Below are 17549 nucleotides of genomic sequence, written 5' to 3'. Positions count from 1 at the left end.
GGCACAAAGTATTAGGCTTGCGCTGCTGCAAAGCAGATCGAAGGGTTACATAAAAATGGATGTAATCCGGGGTAATCTCGAAATAGTTCTCAAGGGCTTAGAAGCAAATGCTCTAAAATCCGCGGAAGCGGTGATGAAGGACCTCGGCGGTGTTGATGGCTCCATATCGCATTTCCTGGATGATGTCGAAGCGAAAGGGTCACGCCCTAACAGCCAAGTGGCTCGCAGGAATATCGGTTCGCAAGGGGGCAAGAACGTCGAACTGTTGAGAAAAATCAAAATTATCAACAAACAGGCAAGTAATCTTGATCGCGAATTGCCAGATCTCAGCCAGTTGAAACTGAAACGGCGGTCTTTCACTGCTCCTGCGAGTTCCACGGCTGAAGAGGTGACCCGCAAGGATCTTCTGGACAAGCTCTCTACTTGGCCGGGCCCTGATCTTCGGCGGAAACTGGGGTCTTTGTTTGACTATGCCATGCCGGAAGACGGCAGCGAAGATTTCAAGCGGGCGAGCAAAGAGGTGCTCTTGGCATTGGCCGAACAGGAATCCATCCTCAATTTGATCAGCAATGAACTTCTCGATACGATTGAAAGCGAAAAGGATCGAAGAAAATTGCAGTCGCTGCGCAATTCGGCTGAAGAACTTCTCTCTGCGTTTCGTGTGCCTGATTCGCCGTTCACAAGGCTGAGAAATCTGGCTTTGGCGGGATATCACTGGCCCGCGGACACGGCTTCGGTTGCTCGCAATCTGAATCAGTTTCTTGCCAAGATTCCAACCGGTCTTCCCCCGCAGCTGCCTGTCAATGTGCAGCCGGGCGCTGGCAATGGACCGCCTGCAGGTGCCAATGTGCAGCTGCCCCTCGGCAAGGGACAGCCTGTTCCCGCCAGTGTGCAGGTGCCTGCAGCTGTCAACGCGCAGCAATCGGTCATTGCAGGGCCTTCGACAGTCCGCGCGCTACCGTCCACTCCGGTCAAAGCGCCGCCGGTTTCCGGCAACGGGCAGGCAGTTCCAGGCGGTATGCCGGCTGCCGGCAGCAGCGCGTCGCCGCTTAGTGGCGCGGTGTCACCCGGCAATCCGGGACATGCAATGAACTTGTCGCCAGTTCCCGGAAGCGTGCAGCAGCCTTCGAACCTGGCACAACCCGCCACCAGCGGGGTACAGCCAGGTCTTGCCAACCTCCCGCCGATCCCTAACGGCCCGCCGCCGCCTTTGCCGGTTGGTACGCAGCCAGATCTGCCCAATCTCCCGCCGGTCCTTAACGTCCCGCCGCCGCCTTTGCACTTAAACGTTAGTGCAGCAGGTAGCGCAGTTGTACCTGCCGAACTGCCGCCTCCAAACAACCTGGGGCAAGCTTCACAGCCTGCAAATCTAGTGCCTGCCGGTGGGCAGCCCCAGCCAAATGCCAGCAACGTGATGCCGCCCAGTGGCCTGCCGGCCGCTGATCCGAGTGCGTCGCTTCAGGCCAATATTCCAGCGATGCCCGACGGCCTCTCGCTAGCGTCGCCGGGTGGCCAGCTGCCGGCGGCAGTTCCGCCTCCGGGCGGATGGCCCGAGAATGTGTCGCCGCCCCCTGACGACACGCCGCCGCCGCCAAGCAACGTTGGGCAGGCGTCACCGCCTGCGAACAATGTTGTGGCCGCTGGCGCGCAGCCCCAGTCGTCGTCCAGCAACGTGACGCTGGCGAGTGGTCTGCAGCCGAACGCTCCGAGTTTGACGCATGCGACGCCCGCAATTTCCGGCGCTTTCGTGAAGAAGCGCGTGGGCGAATATTCGGGCAAGTCTCCACTCATTGCGTCCAACACACTGCCGAAGGCGAAGGTTGTCGATGGAGATTTGAGCGTGCCGCCTCCCGACTACATGCCGGCACCTCCCGAGGCCAGTGAGCCCGCGAACCCCCCGCAGGAGGCATCTGGCCAGTTGAACTCCTTGGAAAAATCCGCGGCGGCGATGCTTTCGGCTGCTCTCGACATGACGCCACCTCCCGAGGAGCCGCCGCCGCCGCTTCCTAGCAATTTGTCACCGCCGGTGCTTAACGGAGTGATGGTTCCGCTCAAGGATGTCCCGCTTGGCGGCGTCGGCAAAGCTGAGGCGGGGGAGGCGTCTCAATCGGACGCGCGGGTGAGAGCCGCAGTGGCTAGGACTCTCGGCGTTCCCGACGTGCCGCAAGCCCCTGGTGACATCGCCCGGTTTCCAACCACCGCGGCGAAGCTGCTCGCAGACTTGGCATCGAGTGATCACCTGACGGCCAGCAAGAATGACGACGGGACGGGACACAGAGTCGTCACCAAGAAAGGCAAGGTTCTTTTCCTCAAGGCCAGTTCCACGCAAGAGGAGGTGGGATTGCGCTCGCTAGTGAACGGGCTCCTTGGTCGAAGGGACGCCCAAACCAAAAAGGCGCTCGCAGCATTGCTGGATGATGCCGAGCTTCGCGGCCTGACCTCGAACGAGGATGGGAACCCTGGTCATGCAGGCCCCATGATCAAGCATGCGCTCGAACTCGGAAAGAATGGAGTCAAGTTCGATAATTTCGTCCGAAAAAACGTGGAAACGATCTTGGCTGAGGATGTAAAAAGGCAGTTGGATGTCGCAGAGCGTCAGGATCGCATCTCAAGACTTTTCCTTCAATCCAAAGAGCCTCAAATAAAGAGTCCCGAAGCAGCTATAGACGAATTTTGTGCATCCAACGGATCGGATTTTGAGAAGGACAACAAAGCGCTTTTCTTAAAAGAGCTGGGCGGTAGAGTCGGTGTTAGCAAACCGTCTGCGCACACAATCGACGAGTCTTCTTTGTCTTCCGTGGATCAGTGGAATTACGAGCTAATAAAATCAGTGGATTATTTCACGGGCTTGACACAACAGGTAAAAAAGATGACGACTGCGCGCGAACACTTGAAGGAGGGCGATGATTTTTACATTTTGCCCCCTTCCTTTGCTGGCGAAACCCGATCCTTTTTAGAAAATAATATGCCTGGTGACGTTGGGATATTTACGCAGAACGTGCTGGTCGAGAGTACTGTTGTTTTTGCGCAAGGACTTATCTCGCAATCCATAATGTTGATGAATGTTGTTTATAAGAATGATTTAGTGGAATTCAAGGGCGGGATGGCGGAAATTAAGTGGATCTGTGAGAAAGCGTTCCGGCAGCTCGAAGCATTGTCGCGGTTATTTACAAATCAACAGTATCTGGCGCAAGTTCCGATTGAAGCGCTCGACTTATTGACCCGGTATGGCAAGGCCATGCAAGAAATAGCCTTGGGAGTGCTGGACCCCAAGGGACCCTACATCGCTTTCTACCGAATGGCGGAGGCCGCTGGAATTTCGCCAGAGACTGCCATGGACTATTTCCGTAAAGCTTTGCGCCTGACCGAAGACGAAGAGCCGTCCGACGGCGTGCAGGCTGGCGAGAGCAAGCCGCCGTCCAAGCCACTACCGCCGATACCAACCGGTGTGCCGTTGGATCAGAAGCTCGGGCCACCGCCGCTGCCGACTTCCGTCGCAAGTGGCTCGCAGCTATCGAATGCGGCCCAGACTCCGTAGTTCTTAGGGTCATGATGGTCGCGGCTCCTGCATCGGCCGCGACCACCCTCATGATGGCGGCTTTTCGCAAACCACCATTCCCACCCCATGCCCTCCCATCTCCGCATCGACTTCGTCTCCGACATCGCCTGCCCCTGGTGCGCCGTCGGCCTCGGCGCTCTCGAAGCCGCGCTGAAACGCGTGGCCCCAGAGATCACGGCCGAGCTCCACTTCCAGCCGTTCGAACTCAACCCCCACATGCCGCCCGAAGGCCAGGACGCCTACGAGCACCTGCACGAGAAATACGGCAGCACGCGCGAGCAGCAGGCCCAGATCCGCGAGACGATCCGCGCCCGCGGCGCCGCGGTGGGCTTCGAGTTCCGCAAGGAAGGGCGCTCGCGGGTCTACAACACCTTCGATGCGCACCGCCTGCTGCACTGGGCCGCACTCGAGGATGCGGGCAAGCAGGTCGCGCTCAAGAAGGCGCTGCTCAAGGCCTGCCACACCGACGGCGAAAACCCCTCCGATCCGGAGGTGCTGGTGCGCCTGGCCGGCGAGGCGGGGCTTGATCCGCAGCGCGCACGCGCCATCCTCGGCAGCGACGAATTCGCCGCGGAAACGCGCGAGCGCGAGCGCCTCTACACCGATGCCGGGATCCACTCGGTGCCGGCCATCATCATCGACAACAAGCACCTGATCTCGGGCGGCCAGCCGGTCGAAGTGTTCGAACGCGCCCTGCGCCAGATCGCCGGCGCCGCGCCTGCCACCACGGCCCTGGCCTGAAACGGCCGCGCTTCGGTGCCCTGGCGCACAATGCATGCGCCATGCACCGCTTTCTCATCCTCTGGATCCTGGGCATGCTTGCGCCGCTGTGCGGTGCCGAGGTGATTCGTTGCGCGGACGCCGCCGGCAACGTGAGCTACACCGACGGCGCCTGCCCAGCGGGCGCCAAGCCGGTGGGCCGCGTCGCCGTCCCTGAACCGATGTCCCGGGACCGCGCCGAGCGCAGCGCCGATGCCCGGCCGGCCAGCCCGCCGCCGCGGGCGCCGGCCGAACCCGCCGCAACCGCGCCGCAGGTGCCGGCGGGGCCGGCCATCATCGATCCTCGCGCCGGCGCCGATCGGCCCGCAGACCCGCGCCGCAGCGATCGCGGCGACGACTACTCGGTGATCGATGACGGCTACGCCTACCCGGGTGCCTATCGCCAGCCACGGCCGCGCGACATGCGGCCGCGCCTGCGCAATTGCGACGCGGCAGGCTGCCAGGACACCCAAGGCAATCACTACAACCGCGCCGGCCAGCTCGACCGCTACCAGAGCCTCGACGGCAAGACCTGCCGGCCGGTGGGCACGACGACGATCTGCCGCTGAGCCCCTCGGCCCGGCATTCGTTCAGCCTTTGCCCAGCATCTCGATCAGTCGCGCGAGCGCCACCGAGGGCGTGCCGCGCCACACCAGGTGCGTGCGGTTCGCGCGCAGGCGCTCGGGCAGCGCATGCTGGCGCACGTCCGCCGTGGCGCGCAGCGCCTTGAGCACCGACAGCGGCACGATCGCGAAGCCCGTGCCCGCCGCCACGCAGGCGATCATGGCCTGGTAGGACGAGAACTCCAGAGAACGCGAGGGCAGCACGCCGCCCTTGCCCAGCCACTGCTCCAGCACCCGACGGTACGAGCAGCCCTGCGCGAAGGCGATCAGCGTGGCGCCCGCCAGGTCGGCGGGGCGCGTGACCGAGGCCACGCTGCGCCCGGTGATCAGCACCAGCTCTTCCTCGAACACCGCCATGGTCTCGAAGCCGCTCGCGGAAAAGGGTTGCGACACGAAGGCGGCCTCCACGTCGAAGGCCTCCAGGCGCTTCAGCAGCGCATCGGTCGTGCCGCTGACCAGTTCGACCACCACGCCCGGATAGAGCTTGTGGAAGCGCGAGAGCACCGGCGGCAACCGGCTGCCGGCGGTGCTCTCGAGCGAGCCCAGCCTGAAGGTGCCGACCGGCACTTCGCTGCGCAACTCGCCCTCGGCTTCCTCGGCCAGGCGCAGCAGCCGGTCGGCATAGGGCAGCAGCTTGCGCCCGGCCGGCGCCAGCGCCAGCGAGCGGCCCTGGCGCAGGAAGAGCTTCTGGCCCAGCCGTTCCTCCAGCTGCCGGATGCGGGTGGTGACGTTCGACTGCACGCGGTTGAGCTTGCCCGCGGCGCGGATCACGCCGCCTTCGCTCACGACGGTGCGGAAGATCTCCAGGGAGTCGAGGTCGATTGTTCTCATGGCTTCATCGTTCTCGAAAGAAGAATGGTTGTTCTCGATAATTCATTTGTGGAACATCCGGATTCTGCGTCCAATGGAGTGCCATGTCGAATCCCTCCATCACCATGCCGCGGCCTTCCTTCGCGGCGATCTGCCTGGCCGGCCTGATCGCGCTGGCGATTGCGATGGGCATCGGCCGCTTCGCCTTCACGCCCATGCTGCCGCTCATGATCCGGGCCGGCAGCGCAGACGTGGCGGCGGGCGGCTGGCTGGCGGCCGCCAACTACGCGGGCTATCTGCTGGGCGCGCTCACGACGGCGCGCCTTCCGCTCACGCCCCAGCGCGTCGCGCTGCTGGCCCTCGCGCTGATCGTGGCCTCCACCGCTGCCATGGGGTGGACGGGCTCGCTACCGGGCTGGCTGTTCCTGCGCTTCGCGGCCGGCGTGGCCAGCGCCTGGGCGCTGGTGAGCACCAGTGTCTGGTGCCTGGGCTGGCTGTCGCGTTTCGAGCGGCCCGCGGGGCCGGGCCTGCTCTATGCGGGCGTGGGTACGGGCATCGCGCTGGCCGGTCTTTACTGCTGGCGCGCCGGCGCGGCGGATGTCGGGCCCGACGCGCTGTGGCTGCAGCTCGGTGTGCTCGCGCTCGCGGGCCTGGCCGCGGTGGCGCTGCTGATGCCGCGCGGCATGCCCTCGGCGGCCGCGGCGGCGCCCGCCACGGCCGGGCCGGCCACGGCGGGCGGCGTGTCCTGGGGCCTGGTGATCTGCTATGGCCTGCTCGGCTTCGGCTACATCCTGCCTGCCACCTTCCTGCCGGTACTGGCGCGAGCGGTGGTCGACGACCCGGCCGTCTTCGGCGCCGCCTGGCCGGTGTTCGGCGCCGCGGCCGCGGTCTCCACGCTCGTCGCGAGCCTGGCGCTGTCGAAGCTGTCGCGGCGCCACGTGCTGGCCGGCAGCCATGCGCTGATGGCCTTGGGCTGCCTGCTGCCGGTGCTGCACCTGTCGGCGCTCACCGTGCTGCTGGCGGCGCTGCTGGTGGGCGGCACCTTCATGGTCGCGACCATGGCCGGCATGCAGGAGGCGAGGGCGCGCAGCCTCGGCAACCCCACGCGCGCGCTGGGCCGCATGACCGCGGCCTTCGCGATCGGCCAGATGGTGGGGCCGGTGCTGTCGTCCCTGCTCAGCGGCAGCGCGCAGGGCTTCGGCGGTCTCTTCATCGCCCTGGCAATCGGCGCGTTGGCCCTGGCCGGCAGCGCCTGGTGGCTGGCGCGTGCCGCATGATCCGCACACCATCTCTCTTCGCTGAAAGGAAGCAACGATGTTCGAACAAGGCCACACCCATCCCTGGGCCGAGCGCCTGCCGATGCCGCCTGCCGACACCCTGTCCGAGGCCCAGCGCAAGGCCGCCCAGACGCTGATCGACGGCCCGCGCAAGGGCGTCTTCGGCCCATTCATCCCCCTGCTGCAGAGCCCGGTGCTGATGGAGCGCATCGGCAACCTGGGCGAGTACCTGCGTTTCGACAGCCAGCTCGATGCGCGCGTGCGCGAGCTGGTGACCTGCGTGGTCGCCCGCGAGGTCGGCAACCAGTTCGAGTGGCTGCTGCACGCGCAGGCAGCCGTCAAGGCCGGCGTGAGCGCCGAGGCCATCGAGGCGCTGCGCCTGGGCCGCCGCGCCGCGCCCTTGGCCGACGACGAGCAGCTCGCCCTCGACTTCGCGCTCGAGCTGCTGCGCCACCATGGGGTGAGCGAGCCCACCTATGCCGCGGCCGAGGCGCGCTTCGGCAAGCAGAACGTCGTCGACCTCAGCGCGCTGGTGGGCTACTTTGCGATGGTGTGCTGGGTGATGAACGTGGCGCACACGCCGGGGAAGGGTGGAGAGGGGCAGGCGGGGCTGGAGGCGTTTCCGTTGTAGGTGTTGCGCTCGAGAGCCGAGACAGCGTGGGCCGTTCGGCGCCTGGTCAGGTTCGCCAAAGGCAGCGTAGGCAGGATGGCGCCGCGCCGCGGACGGGGTCTGCGAGTCCGACCCTGCCTCTCCGCTGCCCATGCTCGACAAACGCTTCTTCCCCCGCCAGGCCGTCGCCGCAGGCGGTAACCGCTGGGACTGGGCCTTGCTGCCGCTGGTGCTGGCCCTGCTGTTCGCGCTGGCCTGGGGAGGCTCGCAGATGGTCCGCCCTTATCAGCTGGGCGAGGCGATGCCGATCAGCCTCGACCCCTGGGTGTTGCCTTACTACCTGCTGCGCACCACGCTGCGCATGTTCCTGGCGCTCGCGGCCTCGCTGGTCTTCAGCTGCATCTTCGCCACCCTGGCAGCCAAGTACCGAGCGGCTGAACGGGTGCTGGTGCCGGTGCTCGACATCCTGCAGTCCATTCCCATCCTCGGCTTCCTGTCGATCACCGTGACCGGCTTCATTGCGCTGTTCCCCGGCAGCCTGCTCGGCGTGGAGTGCGCGGCGATCTTCGCGATCTTCACCTCGCAGGCCTGGAACATGGCCTTCAGCCTCTACCAGTCGCTGCGCACCGTGCCGGCCGAGCTGCGCGAGGCGGCGGCCGTGTTCCAGCTCTCGGGCTGGCAGCGCTTCTGGCGGCTGGAGCTGCCCTTCGCGATGCCCGGCCTGCTGTGGAACATGATGATGTCGATGTCCGGCGGCTGGTTCTTCGTGGTGGCCTCGGAGGCCATCTCGGTGTCCAACCAGAGCATCAAGCTGCCGGGCGTGGGCTCCTACATCGCGGTGGCCATAGAGACACGCGACCTGGGCGCCATCGGCTGGGCCATCGGGGGAATGCTGATGGGCATCGTGCTCTACGACCAGCTGTTCTTCCGGCCGCTGATCGCCTGGGCCGACAAGTTCCGCTTCGAGGAGAGCGGCGGCGAAGACGCGCCGCGTTCCTGGCTCCTGACCTGGCTGCGCCGCACCGACCGGCTGAAGCGCATCGGCCTCGGCGTCGCCCGCCTGCTCGAGCGCTCGCTGCTGCTGTTGCGGCTCGACCATGACGGCACCTCGATCAAGGCCCGCCCACGGCCGCCGCACCGCACCGCGGAGCGTGTGTGGGACGCCCTGCTCGCGGCCGCCGTGATGCTGGCGCTGGCCTGGCTGGTGCGCTTCATCCACAACGAGGTGGCGTGGGGCGAGGTGGGGCACGTGTTCGTGCTCGGGCTCTACACACTGGCGCGGGTGCTGGTGCTGATCGCCCTGGCGGCGCTGGTGTGGGTGCCCTTCGGCATCTGGGTCGGCATGAATCCGCGCTGGGCCGGGCGGCTGCAGGGTGTGGCGCAGTTCCTGGCGGCGTTCCCGGCCAACCTGATGTTCCCGGTGGCGGTGCTGTTCATCGCGCGCTGGCACCTCGATCCGAACATCTGGCTGGCCCCGCTGATGGTGCTGGGCACCCAGTGGTACCTGCTCTTCAACGTGATCGCCGGCGCCTCGGGCGTGCCGACCGAGCTGCGCCATGCGGCGTGCAACCTCGGCCTCTCCGGCTGGCTGCGCTGGCGGCGCTACCTGCTGCCGGCCGTGTTCCCGAGCCTCGTCACCGGCGCCATCACGGCCAGCGGCGGGTCATGGAATGCGAGCATCGTGGCCGAGTACGTCAGCTGGGGCGACACCACGCTGCAGGCCGCCGGCCTGGGAAGCTACATCGCGCACATGACGGCCATCGGCGACTTTCCGCGCATCGCGCTGGGCATCGGCGTGATGTGCGTGTTCGTCATGGCGCTGAATCGTTTCGTCTGGCGACGGCTCTACGAGCTGGCCGAGAACCGCATGGACTTTTGAACCGGAGCGAAGGAGAAGCCATGGCCGAAACCATCGTCGAACTGCAGGGCGTGGGCAAGTCCTTCCGCTCTTGCGAGGGCGCAACCCGCTCGGTGCTGGAGGGCGTGGACTTCCGCCTGAGCGAGGGCGAGATCGTCGCGCTGCTGGGCCAGTCGGGCTCGGGCAAGTCGACGCTGCTGCGCATCCTCGCCGGCCTGATCGGTGCGGACGCGGGCGCCGTGCGCTACCGCGGCCAGCCGCTGCACGCGCCGGCGCGCGGTGTCGCGATGGTGTTCCAGTCCTTTGCGCTCTTCCCCTGGCTGACGGTGCAGCAGAACGTGGAGCTGGGCCTGGAGGCGCGCGGCATCGCGCCTGCCGAGCGGGCACGCCGCGCCTCGGCCGCGATCGAGTTGATCGGGCTCGCCGGCTTCGAGGGCGCGCTGCCGCGCGAGCTCTCCGGCGGCATGCGCCAGCGGGTCGGCATTGCGCGCGCACTGGTGGTCGAGCCCGAGGTGCTGCTGATGGACGAGGCCTTCTCTGCGCTGGACGTTCTCACCGGCGAGCGCCTGCGCGACGACATCCTGCAGCTGTGGGACGGCGGCGCCATGCCGACAAAGGCCATGCTCGTGGTCTCCCACAACATCGAGGAGGCCGTGCTGATGGCCGACCGCGTGCTGATCTTCGCCAGCGACCCGGGCCGCGTGCATGCCGAGCTGCCGATTTCGCTGCCGCGGCCGCGTGACGGCGACAGCCTGGAGGTACGCGCGCTGATCGACGAGGTCTACGCGCTGATGACCGGCGGCGCCGGCCTCGCCCGCGTCGAGAAACTGCACCTGCACCTGAGCGACCGCCTGCCCGACGCCGACGTCGGCCGCATGGAGGCGCTGCTCGAGATGCTGGTCGATGGCGAGCGTCAGGGCCGGGCCGACCTGCCGCAGCTGGCGGAGGAGGCCGAGCTCGCCGACGACGCGCTGCTGCCGCTGGCCCAGGCGCTGGCGCTGCTCGGCTTCGCACAGCTGGCCGACGCCGACCTGCACCTCACGCCGCTGGGTCGGCGCTACGTGGAGGGCGCACACCCCCTGCGCCAGGAACTCTTCGGCCAGCAGCTGCTCGCCCATGTGCCGCTGGCCGCGCACATCCGCCACAGCCTGGAGCAGGCGCCCTCGGGTGAGCTGCCGGAGGAGCCCTTCCTGCAGCTGCTGAGCGACAGCCTGGACGGCGCGGTTGCCGAGCGCGTGCTGCGCACCGCGATCCAATGGGGACGCTACGGCGAGGTGTACGAGTACGACTTCCATACCGGCCTGATCCACCTGCCGGCCGGCGATGACGACGCACAAGCGTGACCCGCCTGATCGGCCGGGCGGGTCGATGGAACCCCCGCGGGCGCACGTGATCCGAGCTGGCTGAGCGCCGGCCGTCACAGGCCGTTACCACCGCTGCAGCTCCCACCGCGCCGGATGGCGTCCAATGGCGGAGCTCATGAAAAGGAGAGATGCCCAATGCCCACACGTGAGTTCGACGACCTGAGGCCGGCGCGCGAGTCCTCGCTGTGGATCCTCGTGGTGCTGGTGGTGCTGGCGCTGGGCGCCGGCGCCGTCTGGTGGCGCTGGTCGCACCAGCAGGCCGCCCTTGTCGAAGCGACCCCGGCCGCCACGGCGCCGGAGCCCGATGCACCCGCGCCGGCACCCGCCGCGGCAGCGCCGGTGGAGCCGCAGAACCCGGTCGACACCACCGCAGACGCAACCCTGCCCAAGCTCAACGACGCCGACGCCCACGTGCAATCCGCGCTGGCTGAGCTGCTCGGCGCCAAGGCCGTGGCCAGCTACCTGCAGACCGACGGCTTCGTGCACCGCTTCGTCGCCACGGTCGACAACCTGCCGCGCGACCAGGCCGCGGCGCGCATGTGGCCCGTGCAGCGCACGCCCAAGCGCTTCATGGTCACAGGCAGCGGGGAGGCGCAGACCATCAGCCTCGACAACGGCGCGCGCTACACGCCCTTGGTGCTGTTCGCCGAATCGGTCAACGCGCAGCGCGCGGCGGCGCTCTACCAGAAGCTCTACCCGCTGTTCCAGCAGGCGTACGAGGAGCTCGGCTACCCCAACCGCCATTTCAACGACCGCCTGGTCGCTGTGATCGATCACCTGCTGCAGGCGCCCGAGCCGGCCACCTCGCCGCAGGTGAAGCTGGTCGAGATCAAGGGCGACGTGCCGTCGGAGCGGCCCTGGGTGCACTACGAGTTCGTCGATCCCGGGCTCGAGTCGTTGTCGGCCGGGCAGAAGATGATGATCCGCACCGGCGTGGTGAACGAGCGCCGGCTCAAGGCCAGGCTGCGCGAATTCCGCGCGCAGATCGCCGGCGGCGCGCTCGCGAAGAAGAAGGCCGAATAGTCATTGAGGCGCCTGCTGCGCATCGGGCGGCAGCGGGCTCCCCGAGCAGGCCAGCGCGCGCATCAGCAGCAGCTTGCGTTCGCGCGCATTGCGCGTGAGCGAGGCGGCGTGCTGGAACTCCGCGCAGGCCTCGGCCTTGCGGCCCAGCTTGGCCAACAGGTCGCCGCGCACGCTGGGCAGCAGGTGGTAGCCCTTCAACTGCGGCTCGTCGCGCAGCGCATCGACCAGTTCCAGGCCGGCGGCCGGCCCGAAGGCCATCGACAGCGCCACCGCGCGGTTGAGCTCGACGATGGGCGAGGGCGCGAGCTGCGCCAGCGCCTCGTACAGCGCCGCGATGCGCGTCCAGTCGGTCTGCTCGGGCGTGCGCGCACGCGCATGGCAGGCGGCGATGGCAGCCTGCAGCGCATAGGGGCCGAGCGCACCGCCCAGTGCCTCGGCGCGCGCCAGGGCGGCAAAGCCGCGGCGGATCAGCAACTGGTCCCAGCGCGCGCGGTTCTGCTCCAGCAGCAGCACGGGCTCGCCCTGCGCATCGACGCGCGCGGCCGAGCGCGAGGCCTGGATTTCCATCAGGGCGACCAGGCCGTGCACCTCGGGCTCGTCGGGCACCAGGCCGGCCAGGATGCGGCCCAGGCGCAGCGCTTCGTCGCACAGCGCGGGGCGCATCCAGTCGTCGCCGGCCGTGGCCGAGTAGCCCTCGTTGAAGATCAGGTAGATCACCTCCAGCACCGAAGCCAACCGAGCGCCCAGCTCGTGTGCGCGCGGCGCCTCGAAGGGCACGCGCGCCGCCGCCAGCGTGCGCTTGGCGCGCACGATGCGCTGGGCGATGGTGGGCTCCGGCACCAGGAAGGAGCGCGCGATCTCGTCGGTGGCAAGGCCGCCCAGCAGGCGCAGCGTGAGCGCCACCCGCGCCTCGGGCGAGAGCACCGGGTGGCAGGCAGTGAAGACCAGGCGCAGCAGGTCGTCGCCCACGTCGTCGTCGAGCGCGGCATCGACCGCATCGGCAAAATCGGCGGCCGCCATCGCGTGCTGCGCATCGATTTCGCGGCCGATCTCGTCCTCCTTGCTCGCATGCAGCTTGCGCCGGCGCAGCAGATCCAGGGCGCGGTGCTTGGCGGCCTGCATGAGCCAGGCGGCGGGGTTGTCGGGCACGCCCTCGCGGGGCCATTGCTCCAACGCGGCGACCAGCGCGTCCTGCGCCAGTTCCTCGGCGACGCCGACATCGCGCACCATCCGCGCGAGCGCGCCGATGATCTTGGCCGACTCGATGCGCCAGACGGCGTTGATGGTGCGGTGGATGTCCGCGTCGCTCATACAGTCACAGTCGCCTTCAGGAATTCCTGCGAAGCGCCTCGGCTTCGTCACTGTCGAGGTAGGCGGCCGGGACGGGCTGGGCGAAGTAGTCCATGGTCAGCTCCTCGCCCGCGGCGATCGCGCGGCTGGTGCGCATCTGGCGCCCATCTTCGTCGATGCTCACGTTGGGACTGCCGCTGTGGTTGATGTAGCCGTAGCTGCTGCGCAGCGGGCGCACCAGCAGCAAGGTAGGGCTGAGGGCGTTCCATTCCAGCGCGTCGATGACGGCCGGGTGGCGCGTCACGTCGACGACCTGGCCGTCCAGGACGCACAACAGCTCGCCGGCGGCGAAGTCGCGCACGGCGAAGATGCCGCGGCCCTGGATGGAGCTCGTGCGCAGCTCGACGCCGTCGATGGTCTGGATGAAGGGGACGCCGCCCAGCAGGCGGTCGGCGAAAAGGTCGATGTCGCGTGTGGCCATGTCGAGTGCCGCCTCAGCCTGCCACGGGATGGATCTCGACCTCGGGTCGTGCCTGTGCGAAAGGGTAGCGCCGGACCCAGTCGATGGCTTCGTCCATGGAGTCGGCCTGGATCAGCCAGAAGCCGGCGACCAGTTCCTTGGTCTCGGCAAAGGGCCCGTCCATCACGCTGGTCTTGCCGCCGCCCACGCGCACGCGCGTGCCTCGCGCGGTGGAGCGCAGGCCATCGGCCGCGAGCAGAAGACCATCGCGCACGCCTTCGTCGTTGCGCCGGGCCATGGCCGCGAGCTTCGCGGGATCGCTGGGCGCCTCGGCCTCGGTGTCGGCATCGGACTTGACCAGGATCAGGAAGCGCGGTCGGGTCGCGGCAGCAGAGGGATCGACACCGGCCAATCCGCCCGCGCAGCCGGTCTCGCGGATCTCGAACCCGGCCTGCGCATGGCCGGCCGCATCGCGCAGCCACTCGGCTGCTGCCAGCCTGGACTCGGCCTCGACGATGCTGAGGCCGGCAATCCGCCTCGGGCCGGCGCAGGGTTCGGCTGCGGGCCCGGCGTCGGTGAAGTGGATGCGCGTGCCGGTGGCATCGGCTTTCAAAGGCGCGTGTTCGTGCAGCGTGATGCCGCGCGAAAGAGGGGGAACCAGGCCGGCCTCGCTGGAGGTTCCGGCCTGGTGCAGGATCACGAATCTCATCCGATGCAGTCCTCGGCTGGCTGAAGGGACTGCAAGGATATAGCGTCGCGATCAGCGCCGAAGCGGCAACAGCTGGCGCAGCTTCTCGTCGCGCAGGAAGAGCCCGCCCCAGGCCATGAGCCCGATGTAGGCGCCGAAGAGCAGATGGCTGAACAGCGGGCTGCCGACCCGCAGATGGGTTGCGATCGCGCCGCCCAGCAGGCCAGTCAGCAGGATTGCACCCAACAGCGCGGTACGCGGCCACGCATAGAGCAGGGCGATGGCGAGTGTCAGCACGCCCAGGCCAAAGCCCAGGCCGGGCTGGTAGCCCAGCTGCACCAGGGTCTCGCCGACTACGGGCAGCTCGACCACCTTGATCAGGCCGTCGAAGAGCAGGAACAGCACGACGAGCCCGCTGAGCACTCGGCCGGCCCATCGGGCTGGACCGGCAGTCGGCGCGGGAGCGGGGTAAGGGGCGGTGGCTTGCATCACGTGCTCCTCAGCGTTGGCCCGTGCTGCGCTTTTCGGCCGCGTCGCGCAGCCACTCTTCGTGCTTGCGCATCTCCGGCGTGAACTCGGCGCCGAAGTCCTCGGCCTCGTAGACCTGCCGGATCTCGATCTCGACATTGCCGCCGCCGTCGATCGTCGGCCAGCGCTTGACCCACTCGATGGCTTCCGCCCTGGATTTCACCTGGATGATGCTGAAGCCGGCGACCAGCTCCTTGGCCTCGGTGAAGGGGCCGTCGATCACCGTCGGCCTGCCGTTGCTGAACTTGACGCGCGCCCCCTTGACGCTGGGCTGCAGGCCCATGCCGTCGAGCATCACGCCCGCCTTGATCATCTCCTCGTTGTACCTGAGCATGTCGGTGACCAGCTGCTCGGTCGGCATCACGCCGGCTTCGGTGTCCTTGTCGGCTTTGCGAATAACCACGAATTTCATTGTCGAATCTCCGTCAGAAAGGATGGGCGCTCAGGACTTGCGATTCTTTTCCGCTTCGGCCATGAGCCGCTTTTCCTGCTCGCGCAGCTCGGGCGTGAACTCGGCGCCGAAATCCTCCATCTCGAAGACCTGGCGCAGCTCGACCTCTTCGCCGTCGGTAAAAGGCGCGCGCTTGAGCCATTCGATGGCCTCGTCCCTGGAGCGCACCTGCCAGAGCCAGTAGCCGGCGATCAGCTCCTTGGTCTCGCTGAAGGGACCGTCGATCACGGTGCGGTTCTTGCCGTCGAAGCGCACGCGCGCCCCCTTGGAACTGGGCTGCAGGCCTTCGCCGGCCAGCATCACGCCGGCTTTCACGAGCTCCTCGTTGTAGTTGCCCATGTCGGTGAGCATCTTCTCGGTCGGCATCACGCCGGCTTCCGAATCCTTGTTGGCTTTCACAATGACCATGAATCGCATGTCGTATCTCCTGAAGGTTGGGTGGGCGAGCTTCCGGAATGAGGCTCTACATGGACGTCGAAGGAGGGCGGTGCCGATCGACACCGGAGTTGTAAGGATTTGCAACGGCATCCGGCAAAGGCGACGGCGCGGCAGGCGCCAATGCGCGCGTCAGCCGGCGAGACGCCGAACGATGCCCGGCACTTCCCCCGCCAGCTCGCGTGCCAGATAGCCCAGCGGCCCCACGCGCCGGCCCAGGTTCTTGCCCGCGCGGGCATGCACCACCACGCCCCAGGCGGCCGCCTGCTCGGGCGGCAGCCCGCGTGCCGCGAAACCGCCCATCAGACCGGCCAGCACATCGCCGGAACCCGATGTGGCGAGTCCGAGCGAACCGCCGTCGAAGCGCCAGGCGCGGCGTTGCGGCGTCGCGATCGTGGTGCTCGCGCCCTTGAGCACGACGCAGGCGTTCCAGCGAACGGCGGCCTCGCAAGCGACCGCCAGCGCTTCCTGGGCGATGGCCTCCTTGGGCAGACCCGACAAGTGCGCCATCTCGCCCGCGTGCGGGGTCAGCACTACCGGCTGGTCGAAGGCGCATTCGGTCGCCACCGACATCGCTATCGAATCCAGCAGCACGGTGCACTCCCGGAAAAGCGGCAGCAGCCGCCGCACGAAAGCCATGCTGCCGCGCTCGTCGCTCAGGCCAGGTCCGACCACCACGGCCCCCACCCGCCCAGCAAGCGGAGCCAGCGCCTCGCAGCCGCGGGAGGCGATGCCGCCACCCCGCGTCTCGGGCAGGGCGATGACGCGCGATTCCGGCACCAGGAGCGCCAGGCCCGGCGCCACGGAGGCAGGGCTGGCGATGGTGAGCTTGCCCGCGCCGGCCCGCAGCGCGGCGGTGCTGGCGAGCAGCGCCGCGCCGGGCAGCTCTGCGCTGCCCGCGATCACCAGCACCCGGCCACGCGCCTCCTTGTCGGCATCCGGGCCGGGATCGGGCAGCGGCCAGTGCGCCAGCGATGCTTCGGTCAGGGCTGCGGCACGAGGCACGGCCATCAGGGCTTGGGAGCGGCGGGCTGGTCGGGCGCGCGGGTCACCGGCGCGGCGGCTTCGCGCAGCGGCGCGAGGAAGTTCAAGAGGTCGAGCTGCAGCACCTCGTCTTCGTCGCCGCGGCGCTCCGCGCGGTAGGAGGTGATGGCGCAATTGGGCACGTCGCCCTGCCGGTCGATCTCGAGGATCTGCTTCTCGTCCAGGTGTTCGATCAGGTAGCGCAGGCAGTTGACGATGACCTGGTGCGCCACCACCAGCACGCGCTGGCCTGCGTACTCGCGCGTCACCATCTCGAGCAGGCTGCGCAGGCGCAGGATCACGTCGCACCAGCTCTCGCCGCCGGGCGGGCGGAAGTAGAACTTGCCCACGTGCAGGCGCTGCGCATCGAGCTCGGGATGCTTCTGGCGGATGCCCAGCTTGGTCAGCCGGTCGAGGATGCCGAATTCCTTCTCCCGCAGGCGCTCGTCCATGCGCAGCTTCATCCTGTCGCCGGACAGGCCGCCATGCTGGGCGACGAGTTCCGCGGTGGCGCGGGCGCGCACATAGGGGGAGCAGAGGATCACCTCGGGCTTCTCGTCGGCGGGCAGTCGGGCGAACCAGTTGCCGAGCGCAATCGACTGCTCGATGCCCAGTTCGGAGAGCGGCACGTCGATGTCGCGCCATGCCAGCTCGATCAGCGGGAGGCCGCCCGCTTCAGCCGCGTCGCGCGCGACATTGCCGGCGCTTTGACCGTGGCGCACGATCCAGAGGGTTTGGGGCCAGTTCGAGTGCATGGGCGAGGGCCATCGTAGAAAGCCCTCGCCGCGCGC

17 protein-coding genes are annotated in these 17549 nt (G+C 67.7%); 8 read left to right on the top strand and 9 right to left on the bottom strand.

Going from position 1 to position 17549, the window contains the following annotated elements; translation table 11 throughout:
- Positions 1–55 precede the first annotated feature (55 nt).
- The 3 genes from ACMGEZ_RS07020 (at position 56) to ACMGEZ_RS07010 (ending at position 4887) form a co-directional block, all read left to right on the top strand.
- Positions 56–3538, top strand: a complete 3483-nt coding sequence (locus tag ACMGEZ_RS07020) for a hypothetical protein (protein WP_436821541.1) — start codon at positions 56–58, stop codon at positions 3536–3538.
- An 87-nt stretch (positions 3539–3625) separates the two neighbouring features.
- Positions 3626–4300, top strand: a complete 675-nt coding sequence (locus ACMGEZ_RS07015) for a DsbA family oxidoreductase (RefSeq protein ID WP_436821540.1) — start codon at positions 3626–3628, stop codon at positions 4298–4300.
- A 41-nt stretch (positions 4301–4341) separates the two neighbouring features.
- Positions 4342–4887: a DUF4124 domain-containing protein gene (locus tag ACMGEZ_RS07010; protein WP_436821539.1), complete on the top strand. Its 546-nt coding sequence runs from the start codon at positions 4342–4344 to the stop codon at positions 4885–4887.
- A gap of 21 nt (positions 4888–4908) precedes the next feature.
- Here the strand turns inward: ACMGEZ_RS07010 and ACMGEZ_RS07005 are convergent, their stop codons facing one another.
- On the bottom strand, positions 4909–5772 hold the full coding sequence (locus ACMGEZ_RS07005; protein WP_436821538.1) for a LysR family transcriptional regulator: 864 nt from the start codon (positions 5770–5772) through the stop codon (positions 4909–4911).
- 83 nt (positions 5773–5855) lie between these two features.
- On the opposite strand from ACMGEZ_RS07005, the gene ACMGEZ_RS07000 reads away from it, so the two are divergent.
- From ACMGEZ_RS07000 to ACMGEZ_RS06980, 5 genes are all read left to right on the top strand, one after another.
- A complete protein-coding gene (locus ACMGEZ_RS07000) occupies positions 5856–7028 on the top strand; it encodes a YbfB/YjiJ family MFS transporter (RefSeq protein ID WP_436821537.1) in 1173 nt (390 codons plus the stop codon).
- Between the two features lie 37 nt (positions 7029–7065).
- Positions 7066–7659, top strand: a complete 594-nt coding sequence (locus ACMGEZ_RS06995; protein WP_436821536.1) for a carboxymuconolactone decarboxylase family protein — start codon at positions 7066–7068, stop codon at positions 7657–7659.
- Between the two features lie 130 nt (positions 7660–7789).
- A complete protein-coding gene (locus tag ACMGEZ_RS06990; protein ID WP_436821535.1) occupies positions 7790–9517 on the top strand; it encodes an ABC transporter permease in 1728 nt (575 codons plus the stop codon).
- Between the two features lie 20 nt (positions 9518–9537).
- Positions 9538–10839: an ABC transporter ATP-binding protein gene (locus tag ACMGEZ_RS06985; RefSeq protein WP_436821534.1), complete on the top strand. Its 1302-nt coding sequence runs from the start codon at positions 9538–9540 to the stop codon at positions 10837–10839.
- Positions 10840–10995: 156 nt separating this feature from the next.
- A complete protein-coding gene (locus tag ACMGEZ_RS06980) occupies positions 10996–11883 on the top strand; it encodes a DUF3014 domain-containing protein (protein WP_436821533.1) in 888 nt (295 codons plus the stop codon).
- On the opposite strand, the gene ACMGEZ_RS06975 is transcribed toward ACMGEZ_RS06980, so the two are convergent.
- The 8 genes from ACMGEZ_RS06975 to ACMGEZ_RS06940 all read right to left on the bottom strand — a co-directional run bounded on the left by ACMGEZ_RS06975 (position 11884) and on the right by ACMGEZ_RS06940 (position 17513).
- The gene (locus ACMGEZ_RS06975; RefSeq protein WP_436821532.1) at positions 11884–13194 is read right to left on the bottom strand and encodes an RNA polymerase sigma factor; all 1311 of its coding nucleotides are present in this window, start codon (positions 13192–13194) and stop codon (positions 11884–11886) included.
- A gap of 16 nt (positions 13195–13210) precedes the next feature.
- A complete protein-coding gene (locus ACMGEZ_RS06970; RefSeq protein WP_436821531.1) occupies positions 13211–13654 on the bottom strand; it encodes an SET domain-containing protein-lysine N-methyltransferase in 444 nt (147 codons plus the stop codon).
- Between the two features lie 13 nt (positions 13655–13667).
- Positions 13668–14342, bottom strand: coding sequence for a YciI family protein (locus ACMGEZ_RS06965; protein ID WP_436821530.1), 675 nt, complete (start codon positions 14340–14342; stop codon positions 13668–13670).
- Between the two features lie 51 nt (positions 14343–14393).
- Positions 14394–14810, bottom strand: coding sequence for a DoxX family protein (locus tag ACMGEZ_RS06960; RefSeq protein WP_436821529.1), 417 nt, complete (start codon positions 14808–14810; stop codon positions 14394–14396).
- Positions 14811–14820: 10 nt separating this feature from the next.
- Positions 14821–15261, bottom strand: a complete 441-nt coding sequence (locus tag ACMGEZ_RS06955; RefSeq protein WP_436821528.1) for a YciI family protein — start codon at positions 15259–15261, stop codon at positions 14821–14823.
- A gap of 30 nt (positions 15262–15291) precedes the next feature.
- Positions 15292–15717, bottom strand: coding sequence for a YciI family protein (locus ACMGEZ_RS06950; RefSeq protein ID WP_436821527.1), 426 nt, complete (start codon positions 15715–15717; stop codon positions 15292–15294).
- A 150-nt stretch (positions 15718–15867) separates the two neighbouring features.
- Entirely contained in the window at positions 15868–16746 is an 879-nt protein-coding gene (locus ACMGEZ_RS06945; protein ID WP_436821526.1) for an NAD(P)H-hydrate dehydratase, read from the bottom strand.
- The gene (locus tag ACMGEZ_RS06940; RefSeq protein ID WP_436821525.1) at positions 16746–17513 is read right to left on the bottom strand and encodes a histidine phosphatase family protein; all 768 of its coding nucleotides are present in this window, start codon (positions 17511–17513) and stop codon (positions 16746–16748) included. The genes ACMGEZ_RS06945 and ACMGEZ_RS06940 overlap by 1 nt, the downstream gene beginning before the upstream one ends.
- Positions 17514–17549: the final 36 nt, after the last annotated feature.

Source organism: Variovorax stachyos (assembly GCF_051400855.1).
Classification (GTDB): domain Bacteria; phylum Pseudomonadota; class Gammaproteobacteria; order Burkholderiales; family Burkholderiaceae_C; genus Variovorax.
This window is presented reverse-complemented; position numbering and strand designations above follow the sequence as displayed.